Annotated in this window: 20 protein-coding genes; 12 read left to right on the top strand and 8 right to left on the bottom strand. The window is 41.0% G+C overall.

Translation table 11 applies throughout. From position 1 onward, the window contains the following. Positions 1-200: 200 nt before the first annotated feature. The 3 genes from CWB75_RS04585 to tolC all read right to left on the bottom strand — a co-directional run bounded on the left by CWB75_RS04585 (position 201) and on the right by tolC (position 3,200). Positions 201-773, bottom strand: a complete 573-nt coding sequence (locus CWB75_RS04585) for a toxin co-regulated pilus biosynthesis Q family protein (RefSeq protein ID WP_138570010.1) — start codon at positions 771-773, stop codon at positions 201-203. A gap of 37 nt (positions 774-810) precedes the next feature. Continuing rightward, positions 811-1,734, bottom strand: a complete 924-nt coding sequence (gene lpxL, locus CWB75_RS04580) for an LpxL/LpxP family Kdo(2)-lipid IV(A) lauroyl/palmitoleoyl acyltransferase (RefSeq protein ID WP_138570009.1) — start codon at positions 1,732-1,734, stop codon at positions 811-813. 107 nt (positions 1,735-1,841) lie between these two features. Beyond that, positions 1,842-3,200 carry an outer membrane channel protein TolC gene (tolC, locus tag CWB75_RS04575; protein WP_138570008.1) on the bottom strand — a complete coding sequence of 453 codons (1,359 nt, stop codon included), beginning with the start codon at positions 3,198-3,200 and terminating at the stop codon, positions 1,842-1,844. 205 nt (positions 3,201-3,405) lie between these two features. Between tolC and CWB75_RS04570 the strand changes: the two genes are divergently transcribed. The 9 genes from CWB75_RS04570 to rraB all read left to right on the top strand — a co-directional run bounded on the left by CWB75_RS04570 (position 3,406) and on the right by rraB (position 12,401). Continuing rightward, positions 3,406-4,032 (top strand): NUDIX domain-containing protein, encoded by a 627-nt coding sequence (locus CWB75_RS04570; RefSeq protein WP_109874132.1) that lies wholly within the window; start codon positions 3,406-3,408, stop codon positions 4,030-4,032. A gap of 30 nt (positions 4,033-4,062) precedes the next feature. After that, positions 4,063-4,521, top strand: coding sequence for a DUF1249 domain-containing protein (locus CWB75_RS04565; protein WP_055012529.1), 459 nt, complete (start codon positions 4,063-4,065; stop codon positions 4,519-4,521). Further along, complete coding sequence (locus tag CWB75_RS04560) at positions 4,508-5,293, top strand: metallophosphoesterase (protein ID WP_138570007.1); 786 nt, start codon at positions 4,508-4,510, stop codon at positions 5,291-5,293. Before CWB75_RS04565 ends, CWB75_RS04560 begins: the two co-directional genes overlap by 14 nt. Next, positions 5,278-5,841, top strand: coding sequence for a YqiA/YcfP family alpha/beta fold hydrolase (locus tag CWB75_RS04555; RefSeq protein ID WP_010391565.1), 564 nt, complete (start codon positions 5,278-5,280; stop codon positions 5,839-5,841). Before CWB75_RS04560 ends, CWB75_RS04555 begins: the two co-directional genes overlap by 16 nt. 20 nt (positions 5,842-5,861) lie before the next feature. Continuing rightward, complete coding sequence (gene parE, locus CWB75_RS04550; protein WP_010391564.1) at positions 5,862-7,751, top strand: DNA topoisomerase IV subunit B; 1,890 nt, start codon at positions 5,862-5,864, stop codon at positions 7,749-7,751. Between the two features lie 32 nt (positions 7,752-7,783). Beyond that, a complete protein-coding gene (locus CWB75_RS04545; protein WP_055012532.1) occupies positions 7,784-8,878 on the top strand; it encodes a PQQ-dependent sugar dehydrogenase in 1,095 nt (364 codons plus the stop codon). 10 nt (positions 8,879-8,888) lie between these two features. Beyond that, entirely contained in the window at positions 8,889-11,186 is a 2,298-nt protein-coding gene (gene parC / locus CWB75_RS04540) for a DNA topoisomerase IV subunit A (protein WP_010391560.1), read from the top strand. A 166-nt stretch (positions 11,187-11,352) separates the two neighbouring features. Then, positions 11,353-12,066: a 1-acylglycerol-3-phosphate O-acyltransferase gene (locus CWB75_RS04535; protein WP_010391558.1), complete on the top strand. Its 714-nt coding sequence runs from the start codon at positions 11,353-11,355 to the stop codon at positions 12,064-12,066. Beyond that, positions 12,066-12,401, top strand: a complete 336-nt coding sequence (gene rraB, locus CWB75_RS04530; RefSeq protein ID WP_008110603.1) for a ribonuclease E inhibitor RraB — start codon at positions 12,066-12,068, stop codon at positions 12,399-12,401. Before CWB75_RS04535 ends, rraB begins: the two co-directional genes overlap by 1 nt. Before the next feature lie 68 nt (positions 12,402-12,469). On the opposite strand, the gene CWB75_RS04525 is transcribed toward rraB, so the two are convergent. After that, on the bottom strand, positions 12,470-13,441 hold the full coding sequence (locus CWB75_RS04525) for a zinc transporter ZntB (RefSeq protein WP_010391556.1): 972 nt from the start codon (positions 13,439-13,441) through the stop codon (positions 12,470-12,472). A gap of 250 nt (positions 13,442-13,691) precedes the next feature. Here CWB75_RS04525 and CWB75_RS04520 point away from each other — a divergent pair, with 250 nt between their 5' ends. The 3 genes from CWB75_RS04520 to CWB75_RS04510 all read left to right on the top strand — a co-directional run bounded on the left by CWB75_RS04520 (position 13,692) and on the right by CWB75_RS04510 (position 16,131). Then, complete coding sequence (locus tag CWB75_RS04520) at positions 13,692-14,114, top strand: ATP-dependent zinc protease family protein (protein ID WP_010391555.1); 423 nt, start codon at positions 13,692-13,694, stop codon at positions 14,112-14,114. Between the two features lie 66 nt (positions 14,115-14,180). After that, positions 14,181-15,086: a 30S ribosomal protein S6--L-glutamate ligase gene (gene rimK, locus CWB75_RS04515; protein ID WP_008467750.1), complete on the top strand. Its 906-nt coding sequence runs from the start codon at positions 14,181-14,183 to the stop codon at positions 15,084-15,086. Continuing rightward, a complete protein-coding gene (locus CWB75_RS04510) occupies positions 15,073-16,131 on the top strand; it encodes a succinylglutamate desuccinylase/aspartoacylase family protein (protein WP_138570006.1) in 1,059 nt (352 codons plus the stop codon). Before rimK ends, CWB75_RS04510 begins: the two co-directional genes overlap by 14 nt. Positions 16,132-16,198: 67 nt before the next feature. On the opposite strand, the gene CWB75_RS04505 is transcribed toward CWB75_RS04510, so the two are convergent. The 4 genes from CWB75_RS04505 to recQ all read right to left on the bottom strand — a co-directional run bounded on the left by CWB75_RS04505 (position 16,199) and on the right by recQ (position 20,812). After that, a complete protein-coding gene (locus tag CWB75_RS04505; RefSeq protein ID WP_010391553.1) occupies positions 16,199-16,774 on the bottom strand; it encodes a mechanosensitive ion channel domain-containing protein in 576 nt (191 codons plus the stop codon). A 64-nt stretch (positions 16,775-16,838) separates the two neighbouring features. Next, positions 16,839-18,557, bottom strand: coding sequence for a POTRA domain-containing protein (locus CWB75_RS04500; protein ID WP_138570005.1), 1,719 nt, complete (start codon positions 18,555-18,557; stop codon positions 16,839-16,841). 139 nt (positions 18,558-18,696) lie between these two features. Further along, positions 18,697-18,981 carry a DUF3630 family protein gene (locus CWB75_RS04495; protein ID WP_010391549.1) on the bottom strand — a complete coding sequence of 95 codons (285 nt, stop codon included), beginning with the start codon at positions 18,979-18,981 and terminating at the stop codon, positions 18,697-18,699. Positions 18,982-18,988: 7 nt separating this feature from the next. Further along, positions 18,989-20,812 carry a DNA helicase RecQ gene (recQ, locus tag CWB75_RS04490; protein ID WP_138570004.1) on the bottom strand — a complete coding sequence of 608 codons (1,824 nt, stop codon included), beginning with the start codon at positions 20,810-20,812 and terminating at the stop codon, positions 18,989-18,991. Positions 20,813-20,923: the final 111 nt, after the last annotated feature.

Below are 20,923 nucleotides of genomic sequence, written 5' to 3'. Positions count from 1 at the left end.
GCTCACGCCCCTTACCTACATCCATGTAGGCAACAAAGAGTTAATTGCCCCTAGGCAGAACCCTTCTGGCAGCGCCTGTTTGGCATTGATGCTGCGTTATCGCCTATTTATGGGGAATAACCACACTTCATAGGCTCTGCCTTGCCTAAATACCAAACAGACTGCTGCAAATTCAACCTTGAAAGGTCAACAGACCCTAGTTAATTACTTAGCTTTAAACAGTTTGTACGTACAAATTCAGACGGCAGCTCGGTAATAACCGCTGCGCGTTGTTTAGGGCAGAAAAAAGCATACACTTCATTTGAAAAATCATCATTTATAGAGCGGCTAACGCGGTATAAAGCGGAGTTAAAACTGCTATCTATTCGAAAGTGATCTTTAACAACGTAATCTTTGTCTAAGTACCACATTAAAGTAATACCTTCGTTATTCGCATATTGAGTTAGTGCGGTACGCAAGGTTGAGTCACGTTGGAAGCGACGCGGGCCAACTTCTCCACTCCAATTTAAAGGCATAGGCTCTACTACAAAAGAACGCTGGTTTAGCGCTCTGTCGAGGCTAAGATCGGGTTTTTCGAGTTCAATTACAAATTTGTCATTGTCTTTATTGACAGAAATTCTATCTCGGATTGATGCATAAAACCGCGATAACCCCTCAGCCGCAGCGTTAGTGGTTTGTTGATAATTGAGTGACGACGAACCATTTAGTAGAAAGTAAATGGCTGCACCAATTAACAATAAAGCTAAAAGTATATATTTAATCCAAAACCACATGGCTGTTACTCATCTTTGTTATTTTAATAACCCATCTTTAATAGAAAGAGGGGGCGTCTTTATCGGGTCGTGTTTTAAAACGTCTATGCAACCACATATATTGTTCAGGGGCGGCATTTATTGATTGTTCCATGCGCTGATTAACACGTGTTACATCGGCTTTATCATCGCCGCTTGGGAAGTTTTCAAGCTCAGGCACGATTTCTAAGTGGTACTTTCCGTTGTTATCCCTATAAGCAATTAAGCTCATTGTTTCGCAGTTTTTACTACCTGCAAACATTAGTGTACCAGTGGTGGTTGCTGTATCGGGTACTGCGTAAAAAGGCACAAACTCACAGCGGTTACGGCCATAATCCTGATCGGGTAAGTAATAACACAGTTTTTTATTTTTTAATGATTTTAATAATCCTTTTACGTCTTTTTTTCCAACCATGTATTCATTAGAGCGAAGACGTCCATTGGTGGTAAAGTATTCCATAAGCGGATTGTTATGCGGGCGGTAAAAGCCAATACCTTGGCACTTCAAACCCATTACACGACTTGTCATTTCAAGATGCAGTATATGTGGAACAAGTAATAAAACGCCTTTTCCTGATTGTTGTAAGCGCTCAAAATGCTCAAGCCCTTTTATTGACCCGAGTACTTTTTTGACCCGCCACTGTGGCCACCACCAAGCCATACCGGTTTCAACCATTGCAATACCAGTATTTTCCATGTTCTTAAGTACCAGCTGTTGTTGCTCGGTTTCGCTCATTGTGGGGAAACAGCGTTTAATATTAACCTCAGCAATATGCCTTCTACGCTTCATATATTTATGAACCAAGCGTCCTAGCTGCTTACCCATAGCTAATTGTAGTTTTTGCGGTAACCAAGAAATGAGGTATAAAAACAAAACACCAATCCAGGTTAGCCAATAACGAGGACCTAAAAAAGAGGCTTTAAAAGGGGATGAGTTGACCACAAAAATTTTTCTCTAAAAATAAAACGTTAGTTTAACGCTATGTGTTAAAAAATACAAAAAGCCAGCAAAAAGCTGGCTTTAGTGATTATTTATATGAAGTCGTTTGCTTAGTTAACGGTATTTAAACCTTGGTTTATACCCACTAAATCTTCACGGCTCAATGTTCCTGTTGCTTGTTTTAAGCGAAGCGTTGATACAACATAACGATAGCGAACATCGGCAAGGTTACGCTTTGCATTGTACAAGTTTTGCGTACTGATCAGTACATCAACGATTGTACGTGTACCTACTTCAAAACCCGCTTCAGTGGCTTTTAATGCGCTTTGTGCTGAGATAACCGCTTGTTCAAGCGCTTTAAATGTTGCAATGTCAGATACCACTTGATTGTAAGAAGTAATTACTGAGCGAGTGACTGCACGATAATCGGTTTCAAAATCTTGGCTAGCAGCAACGTAAAATGCACGTGCTTGATCTGTTGCAGCAACCGTCGCGCCACCTGAGTAAAGTGGTACGCTAAAGTTTAGTCCAATAGAGCTTGAATCTGAACGAGGTTGATCGTCAAAACTAACGCCATTTGACTCGCTATCTGTTAATGAGTCGCCGTAGCTAGCATTTAACGTTAGTTTTGGATAATGACCTGCTTTTGCGAGTTCAATTTGTTCTTTAGCTATATCAACCGTGATCTTTGATACCTGCAGATTTAAATTTTTGTCTTTAGCTATTTTAACTAAATCAGTTGCAGGCGTACTTGGCTTAACAGTAGAAAACGTTTTGGTGTTTAACATATCCAGCTTCGCGTGGTACTTACCAGTAATCTCACGTAGCTGCTCACGGGCTGTTTCTACCGCATTATTAGCAATGATCTCTTGCGCTACTGAGTTATCAAATTGTGCTTGTGCTTCATGTACATCGGTAATAGCTGTTAAACCTACAGCGTAACGCTGCTTAGTTTGTTCAAGTTGGCGCTCAATGGCACGTTTTTCAGCTTGTACAAATTCAAGGTTATCAATAGCGCTAAGTACGTTAAAATAACCCTCAGCAACACGAACAATTAGGTTTTGCTTGGCAAAGTCGTATTGGCCGCTTGCTTGAAGTGCTTGTTTGTCGGCTATACCTAATGAATTCCATGCGCCTAAATCAAATAACGTTTGGCTTAAGCTAATACCACGAGAAAACTCGTCGCTTTCAGAATTAATTTTATTAATAGAAGATAAATCTTCAGATTGTCTGAAGGAAGTTGAGTCAGACTTTGTGTAACCCATAGTCAAACCAATTTGCGGTAATAATGCGCTCATAGCGCGATCGCTTTGGTATGATTGAGCATCAGCTTGGGCTTTTGCTTTTAAAACGGTAGGATCGTTGGCTGTTGCGATTTCAAAAACTTGAAGTAAATCTTCAGCATTGGCTACGGTTGAGCCCAATGCGCATGATAAACTAACCAGTGCTGCAAGGATGTTCTTTTTCATGTGATGTTCGGTCCTTAGACAATTTTTGTACTACAGGCATGTTAACCTGTTTTACTTAATAACTAAAAAAAAAATTAGTAAAACAACGTTCTCAAGTGTAACAGAATATATACCTAACACGCCTCATTCGCTCAATTTAGCGTTTTAATAGGGCTGGCAATCAAGGCGTTGATGTATCTACGCTTTCAAAAAGGAAATAAAAAACATGGCGAATAAAAGTCGTACTCAATTTACCCATGATGATGTGAGATTAAAACCGGTTGAAAATTTGTATAACGGTTTTTTTAAAATAAACCTTTATCAATTTCAGCATGCCCTGTTTGCTGGTGGAGAGTCTGAGGTTATTCGTCGAGAAATTTTAGAGCGTGGCGATGCGGTCGCGGTATTACCTTATGATCCAGTCACTGAGCAAGTATTGCTTATAGAACAAATTCGAATTGGCGCAATTAAAAGCAAACATACGCCTTGGCTGTTAGAATGTATAGCGGGTATGACCGATGGCAGTGAAGATTACGAAGCGGTTGTTAAAAAAGAAGCGCTTGAAGAAGCGGGGCTTAATTTAACAGAACTTGAGTTTATGTTGTCTTACCTTTCAAGCCCCGGCGGTACTACAGAGCGTTTGTTCTTATATTTAGCTCACGCCGATTTAAGCCAAATGAGTACTGGCATTTATGGGTTAGAAACCGAAGGTGAAGATATTAAAACCCATATTATGCACGTAGACGAAGCACTACAGCGACTTAATAGTGGTGAAATAGATAATGCTGCTACCGTAATTTGCTTGCAATGGTTAGCGCTAAATCGCGATAAGATACGTAAAAAGTGGGCATAGTTTTTAATTTTTAATAGTAATGGCGGTATTTTGACAGCACTTTTAACCACTAATCGATACATTCAAAGCCTTCCAAAGTATTTAACGCTTTGTGAGCACAATTACGTACGCCTTTTAAAACTACTGCCTCATGAGCAAGTGATTGGCAATGTAAGAGAAATTAAATTAGGGCACAGTGAATTTGCAATTCACATAGATGATAGTGCTAAGTACACACTTGATGTTTCTATTAAACAGTTAAATGGCATGCTCGTTGGCATTGCACCGCTGTATTTAACGGTACGTTTGTACAATGATGCGAAGGTGGCTGAAATTGTTCATCATGACTACCACCAACGAATTAAGCCTTCTTATGGTTACCCTAACCCAAAAATGCATCAAAAAGATGAAAAGTATCAGTTAAATGCTTTTTTGTATGACTGGTTGGTAGCGTGTGTTGAAAGAGGTCAATCAACACTTAATTGGGATGTAAATAATGGCTTGGTTTGATGACATCTATTATTTTGAACAAACTACGCTTCGAATTGCACATCTAACTGATTGCCACCTTTTTAGTGATAAAGATGCTAAATACTTTGGCGTTAATACCGCTGAACATTTTGTTAAAGCATTGGCCGATATAGCAAAGCAGCAGCCTGATGCGTTGATATTTGGTGGTGACCTAACGCAAGATCACAGCTTTAATTCGTATTTATTATTTGCAGAACTTATTCATAATAGTGACGTTGATTGCCCCGTATTTTGGGTGCCTGGTAACCATGATGAAATTGAACAGCTTAATTTAATAAGTGGTGGGCAAATACAACACGCTAAACACATAGTGGCACAAGGGATTGAGCTGATATTAATTAACTCTAAGGGTGAAACGCCTGCAGGGTGGGTCAGTGCCACGCATTTAGATGAAATTATGGCTTGCTTAGTTGATTCAAATAATCGTCACATTGCATTTTGTCATCACAACCCATTGCCAATTGATGGCTACCTAGATAAACATATGTTAGAAAATGGGCCGCAACTATTAAATTTATTAGTTAATAATGGTCGCGTTGATGCGCTGTTTCATGGGCATGTCCATAATGACTATCAACAGCAGTTTAGAGGGCTCAATGTGTACGCTACCCCAGCCAGCTGCGTGCAATTTAGTAAACACAGTGCGACTTGGCAGCAAGAAAATAAAGGGGCAGCTTATCGCATGCTGTATTTAAATGCTGAGCAACAACAGGTGCATATACACTCGGACGTGGTATGGTTAAACGAGTAATTTATATTCACGGTTTTAATAGCTCTGAAAAATCATATAAAGCTGTGCGCTTTGGTGAGCTTATGGCACACTATGATGTTGATTATTGTGTGCCGCGTTTAAATCATGAGCCTGTAGAGGCTATTATAGCGCTTGAACAACTATTAACACCGAATACCGTATTATTGGGCAGCTCGCTAGGTGGTTTTTTTGCCACGTATTTATCGCAGCGTTATCAAATTCCTGCGGTGGTAATTAATCCTGCCGTTGCCCCATATACATTATTAGAGCCTATACTTGGGCCTAATTATAATCCGTATCAAGATTATAATTACCAATTACAATCTCGTCATATAGATGCGTTAAAAGCATTAACGGTGACAGAGTTAAAACACCCTGAACTGTTGTACTTATTACAGCAAACAGGGGATGAAGTGTTAAATTTTCAGCACGCAATAAAGTATTACTCACAATGTAAACAGTTAATTGAATTTGGCGGCGATCATAGCTTTAATGGCTTTGAGCGAGCTTTTTCAAGCATTGTCGATTTTCTTAAAATCAGATATTAGCGTATATAAAGATAAAAACTATGACTCAACAAAATTATAACGCCGAAGCCATTGAAGTACTTAATGGATTAGAGCCGGTAAAACGCCGCCCTGGCATGTATACAGATACCACAAGGCCAAACCATTTAGGCCAAGAGGTTATTGATAACAGTGTTGATGAGGCAATGGCTGGGCACGCAACACGTATTGATGTCATTTTACATGAAGATAATTCGCTTGAGGTGAGTGACGATGGCCGAGGTATGCCAATTGACATTCACCCAGAAGAAGGTATTCCAGGAGTTGAGTTAATATTTACTAAGCTGCATGCCGGCGGTAAGTTTTCAAACAAAAACTATCAATTCTCTGGTGGCTTGCATGGCGTAGGTATCTCGGTTGTTAATGCGCTATCTACCCGCGTGGAAGTAACGGTTCGCCGTGATGCGCAGCAATTTAGAATGGCTTTTGAGCATGGCGATAAAGTTGAAGATTTAAATGTGATTGGCTCAGTGGGTAAACGCAACACTGGTACTACGGTACGTTTTTGGCCAGATACCAGCTATTTTGACTCTGCTAATTTTTCTTTGACTAAGCTTAATCACTTATTAAAAGCTAAAGCGGTTTTATGTCCAGGTTTGCGTATTAAGTTTGTAAATAAACAAACGAAAGAAACCCAAGAGTGGTTTTATGAAACAGGCTTAAAAGATTACTTAATTGAAGCCGTTAAAGGTTACGAAATACTACCTAAAGACCCATTTGTGGGTGAGTTTTCAAGTTCTATTGAAGGCGCTGATTGGGCGGTAGTATGGATGCCTGAAGGTGGTGAGTCGATAGCCGAAAGTTATGTAAACTTAATTCCTACCGCGCAAGGGGGCACCCATGTAAATGGTCTGCGCCAAGGGCTTTTAGAGGCGATGCGTGAATTTTGTGAGTTTAGAAATTTATTACCACGTGGCGTAAAGCTCACCCCAGATGATATTTGGGAACGTTGTAGTTATGTGTTGTCGGTTAAAATGCAAGACCCACAATTTGCAGGACAAACTAAAGAAAAGCTCTCATCACGTTCATGTGCTGCGTTTGTATCGGGTGTAGTAAAAGATGCCTTTAGCTTATGGCTAAATGAGCACACTGACACCGCAGAGCTACTTTCTGAACTATGTATTTCAAATGCACAGCGTCGCTTACGTGCGGCTAAAAAAGTAGTACGTAAGCGAGTTACATCAGGCCCAGCATTACCAGGCAAACTGACCGATTGTAGTGCTGCTGATAATGACCGCACAGAATTGTTTTTAGTAGAGGGTGACTCAGCAGGGGGCTCAGCTAAACAAGCGCGAGATCGTGAATTCCAAGCAATTATGCCGTTAAGAGGTAAAATTTTAAATACTTGGGAGGTTGAGTCAGGGCAAATTTTGGCCTCTCAAGAAGTGCACGATATTTCAGTTGCGCTAGGTATAGACCCAGACTCAGCCGATATGTCGGGACTACGTTATAATAAAATTTGTATATTAGCGGATGCTGACTCCGATGGACTGCATATTGCCACCTTACTGTGTGCCTTGTTTGTTCGCCATTTCCCACAATTAGTTAAAACCGGCCATGTGTATGTTGCTATGCCACCGTTATTTAGAATTGATATTGGTAAAGATGTTTACTACGCGCTGGATGAAGATGAAAAAACCGGTATCTTAGCGCGCATAGAAGCAGAAAAAAAACGTGGCAAAGTAAACGTACAACGCTTTAAAGGTTTGGGCGAAATGAACCCGCTACAATTGCGTGAAACAACCATGGACCCTAATACTCGTCGTTTAGTACAGCTTACTCTTGATGAAGAGCAGCAAACAATGGAAATGATGGATATGCTACTCGCTAAAAAGCGCTCATCAGATCGCCGTCAATGGCTAGAGGATCATGGTAACAAGGCACAAGTTTAATAAGCCTTTGGGCTTTAAAACAGGAGAGGCAAATGAATAAATTATTTAGCACACTGTTGTTACTGGGCTTAATATCATCGCCAGTGATGGCGAAAAATATACTCGACAAGCTGACCGCTGCACCGGGTTTTGAAATCAGCTTATTTGCTGATGATGTTGAAAATGCACGGCAAATTGCAGTATCAAGCCGAGGTATTGTGTATGCAGGGTCTCGTAAGGCGGGCAATGTGTATGCACTGATTGACCATAACAGCGATGGCGTGGCAGATAAAAAAATAGTGATTGCAGAGGGATTAAATATGCCCTCGGGTTTAGCAATTAAAGGCGGTGACTTATATGTTGGTGAAGTGCACCGTATTATCCGTTTTAAAAATATCGATAAACACCTCAAAAACCCTGAGTATGAAGTGTTTTATAGCGATTTGCCCTCAGAGCGTCATCATGGTTGGAAATTTTTGCGTTTTGCACCAAACGGCGAGCTGATAATTCCCGTGGGCGTACCGTGTAATATTTGTGAGGAAGATGCTCGCTTTGGCCGTATTTTTTCGTTAAATACCGATACCAAAGAAATAACGACTTTAGCCAAAGGTGTACGTAATACGGTGGGTTTTGACTTTCATCCTAGTACGCAAATGCTGTGGTTTAGTGATAACGGCCGCGACATGATGGGGGATGATATTCCACCTGATGAGCTAAACCGCATTACTAAGGAAGAAGAGCACTTTGGTTTTCCATACGTGCATGGTGGCGTTATTGTTGATCCTGAGTTTGGTGAAGGCAAAAATATTGCTGATTACACTCAACCTGCATTGGCATTGGGGGCGCATGTTGCGCCATTGGGTATTCATTTTTATACCGGCAAACAGTTCCCAGATAGCTACAAACAACAGTTATTTGTTGCTGAGCATGGTTCATGGAACCGCTCTAAAAAGGTTGGTTATAAAGTGGCTGTGGCAACCATAGAAAATGCCAAAGTAACTAAATATACGCCACTGATCACCGGCTTTATGCAAGACGAAACGACATTTGGACGCCCTGTTGCATTTGCACAATTAAATGATGGCAGTCTATTGGTAAGCGATGATTACGCTAACGTAATTTACCGCGTAAGCTATAAGAAAAACTAGGTAAGCTTTAATGAGTGATACAGATACCTTGCTAATGCAAGGAATTGAACAGCAAACAATGGGGCGTTTTACCGAAGACGCCTATTTAAATTATTCAATGTACGTGATCATGGATCGTGCCTTACCGCACGTTGGTGACGGTTTAAAACCCGTTCAGCGTCGTATTATTTATGCGATGAGTGAACTGGGGTTATCGGCAAGTGCTAAATACAAAAAATCAGCCCGTACCGTGGGTGATGTATTAGGTAAATACCATCCTCACGGTGATAGTGCCTGTTATGAAGCCATGGTACTTATGGCGCAGCCGTTTTCTTATCGCTACCCGTTAGTTGATGGTCAAGGTAACTGGGGTGCTGCAGATGATCCGAAGTCGTTTGCGGCAATGCGTTATACCGAAGCGCGTTTATCTAAATTCTCTGAAGTATTACTTAAAGAGTTAGGCCAAGGGACTGTTGATTGGACGCCAAACTTCGACGGCACCATGGATGAACCATTAGTATTGCCATCGCGCTTACCGCATATATTACTTAATGGTGTCACCGGTATTGCGGTAGGTATGGCAACCGATATACCGCCGCATAATGTGCGTGAAGTAGCCAGTGCCTGTTGTTTATTACTTGATAAACCAAAAACAGAACTCGAAGAGTTACTAGATTTAGTGCATGCGCCAGATTACCCAACTGATGCTGAAATAATTACTCCAAAAGCTGATATTCACAAAATTTATAAAACCGGTCGTGGCTCAATTAAAATGCGCGCTGTGTATTGTGAAGAGCAGGGCGATATAGTTATTACTGCGTTACCGCATCAATGTTCGGGTGCAAAAGTACTCGAGCAAATTGCAGCGCAAATGAACGCTAAAAAGTTGCCGATGGTGGCCGATTTACGTGATGAGTCTGATCACGAAAACCCGACCCGTATTGTGATTGTGCCGCGTTCAAACCGAATTAAAGCTGAGCCATTAATGGCGCACTTATTTGCCACCACCGATCTTGAAAAAAATTACCGCGTAAACTTAAATATGCTCGGCTTAGATGGTCGTCCACAGGTTAAAGATTTACGTAGTATTTTAACAGAGTGGTTAACCTTTAGACGCGAAACGGTTCGTCGTCGTTTGCAATATCGACTTGATAAAGTACTGGCTCGATTACATATTTTAGAAGGTTTACTGGCTGCCTTTTTAAATATTGATGAAGTTATAGAAATCATCCGCTCTGAAGATAAGCCTAAGCCAATATTGATGGAGCGCTTTGATTTAACCGATATTCAAGCAGAAGCCATTTTAGAATTAAAACTTCGTCATTTAGCAAAACTTGAAGAGTTTAAAATTCGTGGTGAGCAAGACGAATTGGCAAAAGAGCGTGACAAATTAGAGCAAACATTAGGCTCAGACCGTCGCATGTCGACCTTATTGAAAAAAGAAATTCAAGAAGCTGCAGAAATGTATGGTGATGATCGCCGCTCGCCTGTGATTGAGCGTGTAGAAGCCAAAGCACTGAGCGAAAAAGATTTAATTCCATCAGAGTCTGTAACCGTGGTGCTATCAGATAAAGGCTGGGCACGGGTTGGTAAGGGGCATGACTTAGATGTGGAAGGATTAAATTACAGAGCTGGTGATGGTTATAGAGCATCAGCGAGAGGTAAAAGTAATCAACCAGCGGTATTTTTAGATTCAGCAGGGCGTGCATTTGCCACTGATGCTCATAGTCTTCCTTCAGCGCGAAGCCAAGGCGAGCCAATGACAGGGCGCTTTAACCTAACCTCAGGCGCCAGCTTTGAGCACGTAGTAATGGGTGAGGACGCTCAAGTGTTGTTAATGGCCTCCGACGCTGGTTATGGTTTTATTACTGACTTTAAAGATTTAGTGAGCAAAAACAAAAACGGTAAAGCGTTAGTGAGTGTGCCAAAAGGTGGTGTGTTACTTTCGCCAATTCGCGTTAACGACGTGGCTACTGACTACTGTATGGCGATTTCTAACGAAGGGCGGATGTTGTTATTCCCACTGCGTGACCTACCTAAGCTAGGTAAAGGTAAGGGTAATAAAATTATTTCTATTCCGGGTGCGAAAGTACAAGCCCGCGAAGAGTTTGTAAAAGTATTAGCTGTTGTGCCGCAAGGCAGCAGTGTAACGCTGCATGCAGGTAAGCGTAAGCTGACCCTTAAACCAAGCGACCTTGAGCATTACCATGGCGAGCGAGGCCGCAGAGGGAATAAGTTACCTCGTGGTTTACAGCGCGTAGATGAAGCTGTGGTAGAGTTAACACCGCAACAAGTTGATGAGCCAAGCTCAGACGCAGAGCCAAGTTAGTCTTGAGATCAAATTAGATAAAATTAGAAAACGGCTTACTCAGGTAAGCCGTTTTTTTATGACTTTTTTATTTCAGCGCACGCTTGTGCGCTATTTTCTCGTCTGCGTAACAAAATAACGTTATAATAAAACAATACATGATTGTGGTTATATTGGAGAGGCGCACTTGCTAGCTGTTATACGTATTTTAATAATGCTGTTGTTTATATTATTAAGTTGTTTTTTTGGTTTGTTGTTATCAATATTTAGACCATTTCATCCTAATAATGTGCATGTTATTGCAAGTTGGTTTGGCTCAATGGCTAAAATGCTTGGGGTTAAATTAGAACTAAAATATCATCCCGATGCGCTTAAGGTGGGGCCCGCTGTGTATGTAGCGAATCACCAAAATAGCTATGATTTATTTACTATTCCAGCTATGGTGCCAAAAAATTGTGTGAGTGTTGGCAAAAAAAGCCTGAAGTGGATCCCATTTTTTGGTCAGCTTTATTGGTTATCGGGTAATATTTTAATCGACAGAGCAAATCGCTCAAAAGCGGCAGGCACTATTTCTAAAGCAGCGGCTAAAATAAAACAAAAAGGCTTGTCGGTGTGGATGTTCCCTGAGGGGACGCGTAGTTATGGTCGTGGTTTACTCCCTTTTAAAACCGGTGCTTTTCATACTGCAATGAGTGCAGAGGTACCTGTTGTGCCAGTATGTATGAACACAACCGATAAAACCATTAAACTAAATCGCTGGGATAATGGTACAATTTACATTGAAATGTTAGCCCCCATAGCACTTGATAACAGTATCAGTGCCCGTGAACATGCTAAAAGTGTGCACAGCATTATGGCTGCTAAAATAACAGAATTAGATGCTCAAGTGAGAGAGAAATAATGGAAAACTGGCGTGAAATAAGTGAAGACATCGTAACTTCATTACTTGAAGATGGTTCCGATCCGGAAATCCTTTATGAAGTAGAGCACCACTTTGTATGTGAAGACTTTACTAAGTTAGAACAAGCTGCACTTGCTGCGTTTAAACTAGGTTACGATGTAGAAGAGCCAGCAGAACTTGAGCTTGAAGACGGCGAAAAGATTTGGAGTTTTGACATTGTTGTTGAAGCCGAATTAGATGTTGACGTTATAATGGAAGACGTTGATAAGCTTGCACAGCTTGCGGTTGAATGCGACGTAGAATACGACGGTTGGGGCACTTACTTTCAAGAGTAAGGGTTACCAATGCAAAAGGCGAACAATTATGTTCGCCTTTTTTGTGTCTTATTGGATCTGTATTGTAATTACAGCCACTTTTTATTTTTAAAGTAAATACCAATCCCACCAGTCAAAACAACCAAAAACACCACAAATGCGGTAAATGCATAGGGACTATCTGTGCCAGGTATACCGCCAACATTGACCCCCAATAACCCAGTTAAAAATCCCAGTGGTAAAAATAAAGCAGCCACCACCGACATCACATACATACGCTGATTTAATTGCTCAGACACTTGGTTAGTAATGGTTTGCTGAATAACGAGTGCACGTTCTATTGAACTATCGAGCTCTTCTAAATAGCGAATAAGTAAATTGGTGGTTTCATTTAGCTTGGCTTTATCATCGTCAAACAGCCATGGGTAATGATTATTAACCATGTTGCTGAGCGCTTCTTTTTGCGGTTTTAAGTAACGTTTTAGCGCGATTGTTTGGCGGCGAAGTTGCGACAAGCCTTGGTTATCAAACTTTTTACTAGGCTCATCAATTTCTTCTTCAAAATCATCTAAGCTTTCATCTAGTTCATCTATTACCGTTTGCATACGTGAAGTGAGCTTTTGCGCTAAGCTACATACTAGTTCAGAAATACTGCTTGGCCCCTCATTATTATTTAACGAGGTTAGAATATCTTGCACTGATAATAATCGGCGCTTACGGGTAGTGATCACCACGTCTTTATTAATAAATAGGCGAATAGACACCATGTCTTCAGGGCTTTGTGCTGGGTTTAAATTGATTCCACGTAAAAACAGCATATGGCCATTCATTGTAGGAGTAATGCGAGGACGTGTTTCATCTGCGGTGAGTGATTCAAGTTCGTAGTCGTTTAATTGGCCGCAGTTTTTTAACCAATCAACGGCTTCTTTTTGACTGTAATCCATATGCACCCACAGCTTTCCATCAGTAGGTTGCCATTGGTGTAACTGTTTACTGTTTTCTATTGGGCGAGCCCCGCCTTGTTCATCAAGAATAAGCGCATGAAGTAAGCCATTGATCATAATAATTTCTCATAGATAGTATATTTTTAATACAGTTGACTGTAGTGTATTTAACTTAGCTTTACTTTGTAGAGTTAATCAACAAAAAATTGTTTTTTAGCCTATGGTTAAGTGCATACGTTAGGGGGGCATTGTTAAACGAGTTAACTTAAAAGGTCAATCAAATCGGCTTATCGAGTAGATGAATTTATTTTGTTGGTGTTTTGTTGGCTGTAGCGTATAAAACACTTTTTTTACTAAGGGCACATTTATGACGACAAAAATAACAGTTGGTTGGCGTGAGTGGTTAAGTTTACCCGAGCTAGGCATCGAGCAAATTAAAGCAAAAATAGACACTGGTGCGCGTACTTCCTGTATTCATGCAATTAATATTGAAGAATACGAAGTCGATGGCGAAAAATGGGTTAAATTTACAGCCCAACCATTGCAAGAAGACGAGCAAACGCAAATTACCTGCAATGCCAAAGTTAAAAAGATGAAGTACGTTACCAGCTCTAGTGGCCAAAAAGAATTGCGTTACTTTATTGAAACTACATTACATGCCGGCGAATTTAGTTGGCCAATAGAAATTACATTAACTAGTCGTGCGTCTATGAAGTTTAGAATGTTGTTAGGGCGCACAGCAATGGAAAATCGCATAGTCGTTGATCCGGCTTTATCACATTTATTATAAGAATTCGTTGAGTAGCAAACATAATTATATCTGCTTGCTCAACATCATTTAGTTAAGGCTTTAATGATGAAAATTGGTATTTTATCTCGTAACAAAAAATTATATTCAACGCGTCGCCTAATCGAAGCTGCTGAGGCGCGCGGACATGAAGTGAAAGTAATTGATGCGTTACGCTCTTACATGAACATAAACTCAGAGCAACCTGAAATTCATTATCGTGGTGAAAACCTAAAAGATTTCGACGCTATCGTGCCACGTATTGGTGCATCGGTTACATTTTATGGTTGTGCTGTATTACGCCAATTTGAAATGATGGGGGTGTTCCCTGTTAATGAATCAGTAGCTATTTCTCGCTCTCGCGATAAATTACGTTCTTTGCAGTTACTATCGCGTAAAGGTGTGGGTATGCCGGTTACAGGCTTTGCCAGCAAGCCCGATGACGTAAAAGATTTATTAGAAATGGTAGGCGGCGCACCGGTCGTTATTAAGTTACTTGAGGGTACTCAAGGTATTGGTGTGGTATTGGCTGAAACACGTAAAGCAGCTGAAAGTGTTATTGAAGCATTCATGGGTTTAAAAGCCAATATCATGGTGCAAGAGTACATTAAAGAAGCCGGTGGTGCAGACATTCGTTGCTTTGTATTGGGCGATAAAGTGATTGCTGCGATGAAGCGCCAAGCACAAGAGGGCGAGTTCCGCTCTAATCTTCATCGTGGTGGTAGCGCTACACTGGTACGTATTACCCCAGAAGAACGTAAAACAGCGGTTGCTGCAGCAAAAGCAATGGGTTTAAACGTTGCTGGCGTTGATTTACTCCGTTCATCTCGCGGCCCTTTGGTTATGGAAGTAAATTCATCGCCAGGCCTAGAAGGGATTGAAGTGGCAACTGGTAAAGATATTGCGGGTATGGTGATTGACTTTATTGAAAAAACGGCCTCAGTGAAAGGAACAGCAACTCGTGGCAAAGGTTAAAATTAACCGACCTTTCACCCTATTAGGTGAAAGCATTGGTGTAGGTGAACGTAAAACACTCGCACTAGAAGCTGCAAAGCTTTATACCCATTCACCGCTTAATATTCCTATTGAAGTGGTCAACGGTGTTATGGAAGGCCCTATATTGATGGTCTGTGCGGCAATACATGGCGATGAGCTTAATGGGGTTGAGGTTGTGCGCCAGTTACTGGCTAAGATCGATCCTAACCAGTTGCGTGGCACATTAATAGCGGTGCCGATTGTGAATGTATTTGGTTTTATTCATAAATCTCGTTACTTGCCCGATCGCCGTGATATGAATCGAAGTTTTCCTGGCTCTGAACGTGGTTCGTTAGCAGGTCGTATGGCGTATATGTTTTTTAACCAAGTCGCTGTGCATTGTACGCATATTATAGATTTGCATACGGGGGCGATTCATCGTACTAACTTACCGCAAATACGCGCTAATTTAGCCGATGAAGCTACAGCGCAAATGGCTAAGGCTTTTGGCACACCTGCGGTTATTGATGCGTCGTTACGCAATGGCTCATTGCGCAGTGAAGCGGCTAATTTGGGTATACCCGTTATTACCTACGAAGCAGGTGAAGCGTTGCGCTTTGACCCGATTGCGATTGCAGCGGGTGTACAAGGGGTTGATTATGTTATGCGTCATTTAAAAATGATGCGTGGTAAGCGCCCTAAAAAACTACCTGAGCCGGTTATTGCAGGTTCAACAAGTTGGGTACGAGCTGAGGTTGATGGCATAGTAAGAGCGCAAGTATCGTTAGGTGAACGTGTCTCAAAAGGGCAAATACTGGCATACATAAGTAGTCCGCTTGGCGACTCTGAGCTTGAATTGCTTGCTCCACGTAGTGGCATTATTATTGGTCAGCAAACCATGCCTCTAGTAAATGAAGGCGATGCTGTGTTTCATATTGCTTACTTTGCTCACTCAAATAGTTTGGTAGAGCAACAGCTGGAAAGCTTTATTGGTGAAATAAGTGATTTAGATGATGAACTGAAAACAGCTGAGCTAAATAATTAACTTCACCCGTAAGAATTAAAAAAGCCGCTTAAGTTTATTAGCTGAAGCGGCTTTTTTATATTGTTATTTAATTACGTGGCTTTGGGCCAATAATTCGTTTAATTTTAGGCGCTTTTGTTGGTTTTGGCTCTGTATTGAGTACTAACACGGGACGGGTAACAAATAGATTATTAGGGTAAATCACCCTATGTCCATCAACGTGTTCGAGTAATACATTCATCAGCCCCATTTCAATAATGCGCCCTTCAATGGCATTGGCCCCATCCACGATTCTAACCCAATAGCCTACACGGCAGTCATTTTGTATAAACATGAGTAAAAAAGCAGTTAAGTTGCTCAATAATGACCAAGCCGCAAACAGCGCAACGCCTAACATGGCAAATAAGGAAGAGCCTAATACCAGTAAACCACGCAGCTCTATTCCCCAAAAAACTAAAACTAAACACAACATAACAAAGGCGAGTATTATTTTTAATAGTAACTCTGCTCGGTATTTTCTGTGTAAATCGATTTTACCTCTAATGGCTTTTTCGAGTAATTTTTTAGTGAGCTTTAACAGTAACGGAAAACTCAACAGCGCAATTACAGTTACGATTAGCTTATATTGTGTGCTCACAAGCTCTAAAAGAGAGATTAATTCCAAAACGTATTCTCACAATAATGATAGGCGCAAAGTGTAACGTGTTAGCTTTGTGCGCAGTAGTGATTTAAAAAGAATTTTTAACGCTCAGTAGCCACTGTACAGAGTCAACATCGTTATATTTATTTAGTGGCGCGGCAATATCAAGGTGGATCATGGTACCTGCATTGGCGCGACTTGGCGCAAGGCGTAAACCGAGTCCAACATTTTTAAGTACAGGTGTGTTTTCAACTTGATACAGGGTATTCGAGTCATTGTTATACCATGCGCGACCTACATCTAGAAAGGCTGCGCCTCCCACTTTAAATAGTTGTAGTAAGTCATACTCCCAATAGTAGCGCTTTTCTAAGCTGACTAAAAAACTCCGATCGCCATGTTGAAACTCAATAGGGTAACCGCGTAAACCTGTTTCGCCCCCGAGAGTGAGCTGCTTATCGTTGGTGAGGTTTTTTGCGTATTGTAGCCTGGCTTTTACATACCAAGACTGATCAATACTGGTATTTAAATAATATTGAATTTGGCTGGTGGTGATTAAGTTTTCAAGCTGTTTTTGTTCTTTATTCCAATAACCTTGAATATCAGCGTGAAAGCGCCATAGCGTATTATCACCACTAAAATGTGCTTTGTTAAAATTAAATGAGTAAATAGCGCGGCTATCGTCGTTACTAATTGATTCATCAGAATAACCCAGCGTAGCTTTTATATTCCAACCTAAATTTAAATCCTCGGTACGGTAAATACTGTCAAAGTTACGCACTTTTATAAAGTTATCTTCAAACCAGTGGCCGCTTACATAAGGATAACTAAGCTGCCTATTTTCAGCTAGCGGCACAGTGGTTTCATCGATGCTTTTAAATGTTTGTTGCTCATCGATATAACCTAGGCTCAAGCGCTGTGTCCAGTTATGGCTAAGGGCTTTAGAGTGACCAAAAAATACCTGATTTAGATCGGTGGTCTGTTCAAACTCACTAAATTTATCGCCCCTAAGATACAGGGCCTCTTCTCGCTGGGTAGAGTAACTCAGGGCACCATAACTATAGGGTGTATCAATGGCGTAAAATGGGTAAGTAAGCTCAACTAAGTGGCTTTTACCGTCACTGTTATCGGCATACTCTATACGACCTCTGTAGCGTGTTGATAGGATATTTGGATCATCGTAAACAAATAAATAGCCATTACGATCACTGTCGGTTTTGCGAGCAAACGATAATCGTTTGCCCCAACCAAATAAGTTAGACTCGCGAAAGCCGATACTTGATTTATTTTCGCCACCACTGCGGCTAAAGCTAAGCTCGGGTAGCAAAGTCCACAAATCGCGAGTCACCACGGTTACATCAATATCGCCATCGCAGTTTTCGTTGGCAACAATTTGTGCGTCATATAAATAGTTTTGTTTACGCAGTAGCCGCTCAGATTCAGCCAAGGTTTTTTGATTAAAAGTATCACCCGCTTTAAACAATAAAATGCTTTTAATAACCTCAGGCTCAGTTTGTATATGTGCACGATTAGCAAAGCGAAACAGTGCGTTGTTTTCAGCTTCGAGTTCGGTATTAAAAACATTAAGTTGTTTAAGATTAATTGAGGCAATTTTAGCGTTACTATTTGTCGTAAGCGGTGGAGGTTGAGACTCGATTTGTCGACGCAAGTTAATTTCAGAAGTTTTCAATGAATCGTCATTTTGGCAGCTTTGGGCTAGTGGCGTTTCTTGCGCGCAAACGCTGAGCATAAACATACTCAAAATAGAAAGGCTAAAACAACTACGTGCAATCCATTTTCTATTTAGCATTGACCCTCTTTAGCGCTATTTTGCAAAATAAAACACTTACTCTTAGCTTACATCATTGTTATTAATATGTAAGTAAAAGTGCCAATTTAGTTTATTTTTTATAGCAATTATAAGGTATTAGCGATAAATAGACGTGGCCTTAGCTTAAATAAAATGTTAACGCTGCCAATAGGTTGTCGGCATCTTGACCTTCGCCGTTAATCCACACACTTTGACTGTAATGCTCAAAATTTAAATTAAAAGTGTGGTTAGCATAGTTAAAACGCAGTTGGTGACGATCAGCCCCAGCTGCAAATTCACTAATGCTAATTTCATCGCTGTGCAAAAAAAACGTTCCCCACAACTCAAAGTCTTCATCGTGCGGCAACTCTGTTGGTTTAACAATAATGCATTGATGTGTGTGATCGTATTCAAGTTCGGTCATAAGGGGCTTATTGCGTTGCTAGATAATGTCGAATTGCGGTTAAAAACTCACCGCCATATTTATTTAATTTAGTAAAACCAACCCCCGACACTTTTAAAAATTCACTGTCGTTGGTAGGCATAAGCTGCGCCATTTCGGCCAGCGTTTTATCGTTAAATACTACATAAGGGGGTACGTCATCGGCATCGGCTAATTCTTTACGTAATGCACGTAGGCGAGCAAATAACTTTTTATCGTAATTAAACTGCGCTAATTTATCCTGATAAACGTGCTTAGCTTGTAGGCGTGGTTCAGCCAGTTGTAGCGCATACTCACTCTTTAAAATAGCGCGTGCAGCTTCGGTAAGCCGTAGTGATGCGCCTTGGGTTATATCTTGGCTTAGTAGCCCTTGGTGAATAAGTTGGCGTAAAATACTGAGCCAAAACTCACTGCTTTTATCTTTACCTATGCCATAAGTGCTGAGTTCATGATGGTTGTTATCACGAATGCGGCTGGTATTTGCGCCGCGTAATAACTCTACAATGTAACCTAAACCAAATCGTTGCTGTGCCCGATACACACACGAAAGTGCTTGTTGGGCCACAAGTGTGCCATCAAAGCTTTTTGGAGGATTTAAGCAAATATCGCAGTTACCGCACGGCTCTCGTTGGTATTCACTAAAGTAGTTTAATAATATTTGACGTCTGCAGGTCTGGGCTTCGGCAAAACTGGCCATGGCATTAAAACGCTGCTCTTCTACACGACGGCGTTGTTCATCGTCAATATCTTCAAAAAAGCGTCTAACCCGCCCTATATCAGCGGGGTCAAAATACATAATGGCTTCTGCAGCCAGTCCATCACGCCCAGCGCGACCGGTTTCCTGATAATACGCTTCAATACTTTTGGGAATGTCGTAATGCAGTACAAAACGTACGTTAGGCTTGTTAATTCCCATACCAAAGGCAACAGTGGCAACCACAATTTGAATATCGTCGCGGGCAAATCCAGTTTGCACAAATTGGCGCTGTTCGTTACTCATTCCTGCATGATAAGCCGCCGCATTAAGGCCTGCATCGGCAAGTTTTTCAGCAATGTCATCAACCCGCTTGCGGCTGGTGCAATAAATAATGCCACTTTGATTTTTTTGCTCTTTCAAATAGCGTAGTAATTGCACCATAGGTTTAAATTTTTCTTCTATGGTGTAACGAATATTAGGGCGGTCAAAGCTGCCGGTGTGAATGTAGGGTTGTTGAAGTTTTAATTGTTCGACAATATCAAAGCGGGTGGCTTTATCAGCGGTGGCAGTGAGTGCCATCATAGGTACATGTGTAAAGCGTTGCTTTAATTCATTTAATCTAAAATAGTGAGGTCTAAAGTCATGTCCCCAATGAGAAACACAGTGTGCTTCATCAATAGCAAACAAACTGACATGTAAATGCGATAAGCGCTCTAAAAATTCTCTTTGTAGTACTTTCTCTGGGGCAACATAAAGTAATTTTATTAGCCCCTGATGCAACTGCTGATAGACTAACTGCTGTTCTTCACGGGCTAAGCTGTTATTTATATAAGCGGCTTTTACGCCTAGAGCTTGTAACTGAGTTACTTGATCTTGCATTAAAGAAATGAGCGGAGAGATAACAATGGTTACCCCCTCTAATACTAGTGCGGGTATTTGGTAACACACCGATTTACCACCACCGGTAGGCAATAATACTAACGAGTCTTGGCCGTTAATCGCAGCATCGATTACTGCACTTTGACCGTCGCGAAATTCGCTGTAACCAAACACTTGTTTGAGTACAGTTTCAGGTTTACGCACCAGCGTATTTGGAGAGGGAGTTAGTGTATTCATCGGCGCTATTTTAGTGGTTTTTTATCAGGATGTCTTTAGCTTTCATTATTTGGTGTAAACATCGGTAATGATAATCGAGGAGGTTACAACAGCTTTAAGTTGTGCTTTACT

It is taken from the genome of Pseudoalteromonas sp. S1608, from assembly GCF_005887265.1.
GTDB classification, from domain to species: Bacteria; Pseudomonadota; Gammaproteobacteria; order Enterobacterales; family Alteromonadaceae; genus Pseudoalteromonas; species Pseudoalteromonas undina.
Note: the sequence above shows the minus strand (reverse complement) of the source record. Positions and strands in the feature narration are given on the sequence as shown.